This window comes from Stenotrophomonas sp. 05L414_2, assembly GCF_056397905.1.
On sequence record NZ_JBFTOJ010000331.1, the window covers coordinates 1 to 1,057 of the forward strand.

General features: G+C 37.3%; 2 protein-coding genes. Both read right to left on the bottom strand.

Features of this window, described 5'->3' with window-relative positions; all coding sequences use genetic code 11:
• On the bottom strand, positions 1–208 hold a 208-nt coding region (locus AC1DJN_RS22070), incomplete at its 3' end, for an ATP-binding cassette domain-containing protein (RefSeq protein WP_478040309.1).
• On the bottom strand, positions 205–1,023 hold the full coding sequence (locus tag AC1DJN_RS22075) for an ABC transporter permease (protein WP_478040311.1): 819 nt from the start codon (positions 1,021–1,023) through the stop codon (positions 205–207). The genes AC1DJN_RS22075 and AC1DJN_RS22070, both read right to left, overlap by 4 nt.
• Between the last annotated feature and the right edge of the window lie 34 nt (positions 1,024–1,057).

Genomic DNA, 1,057 nt, shown 5'->3' on the forward strand with positions numbered 1-1,057 from the left:
CACCATTTATATCCTTGCCTTCTATGATAATTTTCCCCGCAGATGCATCTGTTAAGCCTGCTAAAATACGTAGAATTGTACTCTTACCACAGCCACTCGGACCTAAAAGAGTTATAAATTCACCTTTTTCAATCTTCATATTTATATTTGATAAAACCGTCGTTGATCCATATTTTTTATGAAGTCCTTCAATCACAATATAACTCATAGATTTGTAGCACCTTTCGATCGTTTCGTTAATGTTGCAATAGCGAACGTTAATAAGCCCATAAGAACGATATAAATAAAGACAACTGCACTAGCAATATGTCCACTTGTACTAAGCTTCTTCATTAAATAAATTTGCACTGTCTCAAAGCGAGAACCGACAACAAGATTAATCAATACGAACTCTCCAAAAAGAACGGAAAACGATAATAATGCACCAGCAAATAAACCTGGGTAAACAGTAGGTAACAATATTTTGGTAAATGCCTGCACTTTCGATGCTCCCAGTAATTGGGCTGCATCTAAAAGTTGCCGTGCATCTACATTTCGTAAACTATTACGTGTCCCTTGGTAAATGTATGGTAGGATACCGATAACATAGGCCCCTAAAACTACGAGAATCATCGGCACACCAAATTTACTGTAAACACGAATGAGCCCGACAGCTAAAATAATTCCTGGGAATGAATACACCATCACAACAGCCATCTGAATCCATTTTTCGTATTTTGGGAAATACAACACGATTACGAATATGGCCGGTACGATAACAAGCAATGCGATTATTACAGCTCCACCCGACAATAAAACAGAACGTCCAAACGCCTGTATAAATTCGGCATCCTGAAATAATGTAGCAAGCCATTTAAATGTTAATCCTTCTGGCAAAATGGTTTTATTCCAATTCGTCGCAAAAGCATAAAGCATTGTTGCAACAACTGGCAACACTAAATACACAACTAAAAGGAGGAAAAATAAATCAGCAAAGCCTCTTTTTCTCACTATAATTTCCTCCTTGTTTTTGAAATGCTCCATTCACTTAATAACATCGCCGTCACCATCGTTACTG